8 protein-coding genes and 1 pseudogene are annotated in these 6,135 nt (G+C 53.6%); 3 read left to right on the top strand and 6 right to left on the bottom strand.

Features of this window, described 5'->3' with window-relative positions:
• The 3 genes from ACXJ5O_RS16220 to ACXJ5O_RS16230 form a co-directional block, all read right to left on the bottom strand.
• On the bottom strand, positions 1 to 332 hold a 332-nt coding region (locus ACXJ5O_RS16220), incomplete at its 3' end, for a fasciclin domain-containing protein (RefSeq protein WP_457300789.1).
• Positions 333 to 427: 95 nt separating this feature from the next.
• The gene (locus ACXJ5O_RS16225; protein WP_457300790.1) at positions 428 to 1,138 is read right to left on the bottom strand and encodes an anti-sigma factor; all 711 of its coding nucleotides are present in this window, start codon (positions 1,136 to 1,138) and stop codon (positions 428 to 430) included.
• Complete coding sequence (locus tag ACXJ5O_RS16230) at positions 1,135 to 1,674, bottom strand: sigma-70 family RNA polymerase sigma factor (RefSeq protein WP_457300791.1); 540 nt, start codon at positions 1,672 to 1,674, stop codon at positions 1,135 to 1,137. The genes ACXJ5O_RS16225 and ACXJ5O_RS16230 overlap by 4 nt, the downstream gene beginning before the upstream one ends.
• Positions 1,675 to 1,835: 161 nt before the next feature.
• Here ACXJ5O_RS16230 and argB point away from each other — a divergent pair, with 161 nt between their 5' ends.
• Positions 1,836 to 2,738, top strand: a complete 903-nt coding sequence (gene argB, locus ACXJ5O_RS16235; RefSeq protein WP_112526645.1) for an acetylglutamate kinase — start codon at positions 1,836 to 1,838, stop codon at positions 2,736 to 2,738.
• Positions 2,739 to 2,752: 14 nt separating this feature from the next.
• On the opposite strand, the gene ACXJ5O_RS16240 is transcribed toward argB, so the two are convergent.
• Positions 2,753 to 3,199 carry an Lrp/AsnC family transcriptional regulator gene (locus tag ACXJ5O_RS16240; RefSeq protein WP_457300792.1) on the bottom strand — a complete coding sequence of 149 codons (447 nt, stop codon included), beginning with the start codon at positions 3,197 to 3,199 and terminating at the stop codon, positions 2,753 to 2,755.
• Between the two features lie 153 nt (positions 3,200 to 3,352).
• On the opposite strand from ACXJ5O_RS16240, the gene phhA reads away from it, so the two are divergent.
• Positions 3,353 to 4,186 (top strand): phenylalanine 4-monooxygenase, encoded by an 834-nt coding sequence (gene phhA / locus ACXJ5O_RS16245; protein WP_457300793.1) that lies wholly within the window; start codon positions 3,353 to 3,355, stop codon positions 4,184 to 4,186.
• A 27-nt stretch (positions 4,187 to 4,213) separates the two neighbouring features.
• Here the strand turns inward: phhA and ACXJ5O_RS16250 are convergent, their stop codons facing one another.
• The gene (locus tag ACXJ5O_RS16250) at positions 4,214 to 4,969 is read right to left on the bottom strand and encodes a GGDEF domain-containing protein (protein ID WP_457300794.1); all 756 of its coding nucleotides are present in this window, start codon (positions 4,967 to 4,969) and stop codon (positions 4,214 to 4,216) included.
• Between the two features lie 171 nt (positions 4,970 to 5,140).
• On the opposite strand from ACXJ5O_RS16250, the gene ACXJ5O_RS16255 reads away from it, so the two are divergent.
• Positions 5,141 to 5,866: a pyrimidine 5'-nucleotidase gene (locus ACXJ5O_RS16255; protein WP_209998233.1), complete on the top strand. Its 726-nt coding sequence runs from the start codon at positions 5,141 to 5,143 to the stop codon at positions 5,864 to 5,866.
• A 162-nt stretch (positions 5,867 to 6,028) separates the two neighbouring features.
• On the opposite strand, the pseudogene ACXJ5O_RS16260 reads toward ACXJ5O_RS16255, so the two are convergent.
• Positions 6,029 to 6,135 (bottom strand): annotated as a pseudogene (locus ACXJ5O_RS16260) (pyrimidine 5'-nucleotidase); the annotation flags it as partial.

Genomic DNA, 6,135 nt, shown 5'->3' on the forward strand with positions numbered 1-6,135 from the left:
GCAGCAACGACGTGACAGGTGAGAATCTTCGCCAGCTTTTCCTTATTTTCAGGCTTTAGCAGCGTATCGACGGTGCCTTTCAGAAGCTCGGCAAATGCCTCATTTGTAGGGGCGAATACCGTAAAAGGCCCCTTGCCCTGAAGCGTTTCGACAAGGCCGGCCGCTTTGACCGCAGCCACCAGTGTCGTGTGATCCTTGGAGTTCACGGCATTTTCAATGATATTCTTGTTTTCGTACATGGCCGCACCGCCCACAGTCGGGTTCTTGGCGTACGCAGTTCCGGCAACCAGCACGGCCGAAAGTGCGATCAGGCCCAATGATTTCTTCAACATACTTCATCTCCATTGTTTGTTTCCCCTCAGGTGAGGACAGATGGAGATACGGGAGGTTGGAGACTTAAGTTTCAGACGACGTCAAAATTAACGCTCTAAATTTTGCGCACAATACCCGCAGCGACAATTGGGCCGGTAGGAGCGCCGCTTGGTGCACCTCCAACAGGCTCTACAGTCAGCGCCAGTGTCGTACCGTCACGCAGCTTGGCGAGTAATGGCGACGGTAGATTGAACTCTGTCACTTGCGGGGAAACCATCAGGCCGAGCGAGACGRGCGCTTCGTTGCCGGCAATCAGCCAAAGTTCAAGCGAGCGGTCCTTCGGAATGTCGCCGCTGACCACGGTTACTTTCAGTTTCTTGGTCTGGTCATCAAAAATCGCCAGCGTGTGAACGCTGCTGCCTTGTGTCTCCATCGATGCGACCAGTTGCTCGCTGATCCGGGCAGGGCGCTCGATCAAATCACGGCCAATTCCGATCACAGCAAAAGCAAGTGCGGCGAAGGCCAGTCCGCGCCAAAAGGCAATATTGTTCCAGAACGACGAACTGGCGGCTACTTCGATGGCAAAGAGGCGTTGATCGATCCGGCTCTTCAGATGTTGCGGGGCTTGCGCCGCATCGTACTCATCGTTGAGAGGGTCGAATTGTGTCTGCCAGCGTGCAACCAGTTCCGCAAACGGCTTGTCCGTTTCGATGCGGCGCGCAACCTCCCGGCGCTCCTGCTCGGGGAGCACACCCAACACATATTCGGCGGCGATGAAATCATCGCCTTCCGGTATCATGTTGTCATCGGGTTCAGTCGGGCTCATCCCTCTAGGCATTCCTTCAGTTTTATCAGGCTGCGGCGCAGCCAGGTTCTCATTGTATTCAACGGCACGTTATGGCGGCTGGCCAGTACCTCGTAACTGTCGCCATTCAGATAGGCGCCACGGACGGCCGCCGCTCTGTCCGCCTCAAGCTGGCCGAGGCAATCATAGATCCGTTGCGCTTCCCCACTGGCAACAGCAGCCTGTTCGGGATTGGGTGACGGCTCGGAAACGTCTGCAGCCTGATCCAATTCGACTGCTGCAGGCTTACGGGCCCGCAATACGTCAATGCAGTGATTGCGGGCAATCGCCACCAGCCATGAAATAGGACTGGTATCCGCGACGGCGAATCGGCCCGTCTTGTTCCAAATCTTGACGTAGATGTCCTGTAACGCGTCTTCTGCTTCCGTTCGATTACCCAAGATACGCAGACATACACCAAAAAGTTTCGCGCTTGTGGCGGCATACAGCACATCGAAGGCCGCGCGGTCCCGTAGTGAAACTCGCGAGATCAGCTCCGATATGCCTTCAGGCGTCATACAGATGGCGTTTCCAACTCTTATTGCTCAATTTAAATCTGCCGAGGGGTTGCGCTGTCAATGGCAGATGAAAAAAACGTCTGCCGATGGCCTAAATCATGTTTGCCCGAAACCGTCTTTAGCGTTAAGAACCCCCGTCCTTCCCAAGCTGGAGCTTGCGCATGTCCTCCACATCCGACGCCGACCACACTGCTGAAATTCAGGCAAGTCTGCTTTCCGCTGCTCTGCCCTATATGCAGCGCTATGAAAACAAGACCGTCGTCGTAAAATATGGTGGCCATGCCATGGGTGACGCGGCTCTCGGCAAGGCGTTTGCCCGCGACATAGCGCTTCTCAAGCAGTCCGGTATAAATCCCATCGTTGTCCACGGCGGTGGACCGCAGATCGCGTCCATGCTGGCACGCATGGGTATTGAGTCCAAGTTCGAAGGCGGCCTGCGCGTAACCGACGCGAAGACGCTGGAAATCGTCGAGATGGTGCTCGCGGGCTCGATCAACAAGGAAATCGTCGCTTTGATCAACGCCGAGGGCGAATGGGCAATCGGCCTGTGCGGCAAGGATGGCAATATGGTTTTTGCCGAAAAGGCGAAGAAGACCATCATCGATCCCGATTCCAACATCGAGAAGATCGTCGACCTCGGATTTGTCGGAGAGCCGGTAGAAGTCGACCGCACGCTGCTCGACCTTCTCGCTCGTTCCGAGATGATACCTGTGATTGCGCCTGTTGCGCCCGGGCGTGATGGCCACACTTACAATATCAATGCAGATACGTTCGCTGGCGCTATCGCCGGAGCACTTGCAGCATCTCGCCTTTTATTCCTGACGGATGTTCCCGGTGTTCTCGACAAGGACAAGCAGCTTATCAAGGAACTTTCCGTCGCGCAGGCACGTGCTCTGATCAAGGACGGCACGATATCAGGGGGCATGATCCCCAAGGTCGAAACGTGTATCGATGCGATAAATCGCGGTGTCGAGGGCGTGGTCATCCTTAACGGCAAGACTCCTCATTCGGTTCTGCTCGAACTTTTCACAGAACGCGGTGCAGGAACGCTGCTCGTTCCCTAGGTTCCTGGCCCTAATCATTTCTTGAGATGATCGAGCGGGATTTTCCCGGGCCCTTTGATATTCTGCAGCACCAGTTGGGTATGCACATCTCGGACGCCCTTCAATCGCATCAGCCTGTGCATGACGAAAGCATTGAGATCGTCCACGGTGGGCACCATGACGTGCAGGAGAAAATCATGTTCTCCGGTCATGGTCCAGCAAGACGAAACCTCGTCCATACGCTGAATTTCAGCGATAAAGCGCTCAGGAGAATCATCGCTATGGGTGTTGAGACGCACCTGTATGAAGACTTCTACCATCAGCCCGATCGATCGTCTGTCGATGGTGGCAGCAAAACCTTTGACAACCCCACTTTCCTGCAGCTGCTCGAACCGTCGGGCGCAGGGTGTGGCGGACAGGCCGATCAATTGGGCGAGGTCAGTTATCGCAACGCGTCCATTGCCTTGGAGAATCTGCAGCATTTTGATTTCGAAGTCGCCCAAGTGAGAAGAAGTCACTCAAAATTTTCCTTATCCTTCGCTAATTCACTCACAATGATGCTCGGCGCAGCTGATTAAGTCAAATCCTCTCATTTTCCCGTCGTATCCTCCTGGAAACCAATCGAGGAGGAAACGATGACTATCAGCGTTGAGGCTTATGCCCGGGCGTGTGCCGAACAGGGACTTCGCGGCAACTACGCGGTTTGCCAGGCGGATTTCACCGTTGAGCAGAAATACGACTATTCCGATGAAGACCAAGAGGTCTGGCGCACCCTGTGCGATCGCCAGACAAAACTGACGGAGAAGCTGGCGCACCACAGCTATCTTGACGGCGTGGAGGCCCTAGGACTTCTCGACCGAATACCGGATTTTCACGAGGTGAGCGAGCGGCTTCAAAAACTKACCGGTTGGGAAATCGTTGCCGTGCCAGGCCKTATCCCGAATGAGCCGTTTTTCGATCATCTTGCCAACCGGCGCTTCCCGGTGACGAATTGGCTGCGCAGCAAAAAGGAACTCGACTATATCGTTGAGCCGGACATGTTTCATGATTTCTTCGGTCACGTTCCTATTCTCAGCCAACCGGTATTTGCGGATTTCATGCAGCTCTACGGCGTAAAGGGTGGAGCAGCATCACGCATGGGCGGGGAACAGCTGGCAGGCCGGCTTTACTGGTACACTGCCGAGTTTGGCCTCATGCGTGAGGGGGGCGCATCACTAAAAGCATTTGGTGCCGGTCTTATGTCGTCGTTCAGTGAACTGCAATTCGCTGTGACGAGTCCCGATGCCCATCACGTGCCGTTTGATCTGGAAACGGTGATGCGTACGGCATATGAAATCGACAAGTTCCAACGGGCATATTTCGTGTTGCCATCCTTTGCCGCGCTGAGAGATGCGTTTGAGAAAGCCGACATGGAAAAACTGGTTGCGCKCTGGAAAGATGCTGATCCACTGGATCCGGCGATGGTCTAAGAAACGAGCCTCTATCGACGAGTCATCTCAGGCCGCATTCTTCATGTTGGACTCGATGATCACGCAATTGCGGCCATTGCGTTTGGCCTCGTACAATCTGCGATCGGCGATCTGAAAATGATCGGCGATCGCTCCATTTGCCAGCCCAACAATGCCCCCAATACTGACACTCAGCAAGACGCGTTCGTTTTCCGGAGTGCGGAACTCAATGCGGTTCACTGCCGCGCGAATGGTTTCGGCGATGGATTTGACGTTGTCCTCATCATCCATTGCGAGAAAGACAGCGAATTCCTCGCCTCCGATGCGTCCAATACTGTCCTCTTTTCCAAGGCAGCCAGCGATACTCTGTGCGATCGCCATCAATGCGCCATCGCCATTGTAATGGCCATGAACATCATTGATTTTTTTGAAATGATCCGCGTCTATGATCAGGAGAGAACTTGCCTCTCGCGTACGGACATCCTCGATATGGTTGAAGAACGCTTCGCGATTGAGCAGGCCCGTCATACTATCGCGTGATGACTTCTCGAATAGTTTCGCATTGGTGGTTTCAAGCTCCCGCATGACGTGATTGAGTCTTTCGAGGGTCAGCCGCAGTTTTTCCGACTGGCGAAAGACGATGAAGGAAATGGCTGGAGAAATCATCAAGGGGCAAATGGTCGCGATCATATATCCCCTTGCGTCATGCATATCGTTGGCCGTCATGATGGCCCCAGTAATCAGCAGGGAGCCCATAACGGAAACGACCATAACCATTGCACATTTGAGGAGAATTCTGGACATCGGACCTCCGAGACAGCTCCTAACCAATACGAGGAACAAATGAAGCGGTTGTTAGCGAAAAATTTAAAAACGGTCGTAGTTCAGACTCTTTTCGTCTATTGATTCGGGAGCGAAACAGAATTTTCTGCATTTGCTTTTGCCTATCAGAAAACGGCGGAACCTTAATCGCGTATGACAAATCAACCAGAATCCTTGAACTTTGCCCATGTGACCGATTGGGTCTTTGATCTCGACAATACCCTCTATCCACATCATTCAAATCTGTTTTCCCAGATCGATGTGAAAATGACGGACTATGTTGCTGATCTTCTGAAGCTGTCCCGGACCGATGCGCGGCAGATGCAGAAGCAATTTTACAAAGATTATGGCACGACGCTCAAAGGATTAATGGACCGCTACGAGATTGATCCGGACGACTTCTTACAGAAAGTCCACGACATCGATTATTCATGGCTGGTGCCGGACCCTTCATTGGCCACCGCCATCCGGCAACTGCCAGGTCGCAAGTTCATTTTCACCAACGGTAATCGCGGACATGCCGAGCGGGCTGCGCGTCAGCTTGGCGTTCTTGATGAGTTCGATGACATTTTCGATATCGTAGCGGCGGAATTGCTGCCAAAGCCTGCTCAAGAGACCTATGACCGCTTTTTAGCACTGCACAAGATCGACGCGGCAAGCAGCGTGATGTTCGAGGATCTGGCGCGCAACCTTATCGTGCCGAAAGCCTTGGGGATGACAACCGTCTTGATCGTTCCCAACAATTTCGAACCGACGTTCTCGGAAATCTGGGAGCGCGATCCGGGTCATACCGATCACGTCGACTATGTTACGGACAACCTGGCCTCGTTCCTCAGCGCTATCCTGCCTGGTCAGGCGGCGCTGAATGTGCCTGCTTGAAGCGGTTTACCTCCGTTGAAGCGATAATCGATGATGCGGCGCATCGTGTGCTTGAACGATTGCCGCACTCGGGTCTTTGTGGCGCTCTTGTCGAGTTTATCGTTTTCGGGATCAAACAGGCTTGGGCCTGTCTCTTCGGTGGTGCGCTGCTTGCCGCGTCGATCTTGTGCAGTGCTAAAAAGCGGTCATAGGTCTCTTGAGCAGGCTTTGGTAGCAATTCCGCCGCTACGATATCGAAAATGTCATCGAACTCATCAAGAACGCCAAGC

The organism is Phyllobacterium sp. P5_D12, assembly GCF_054049495.1.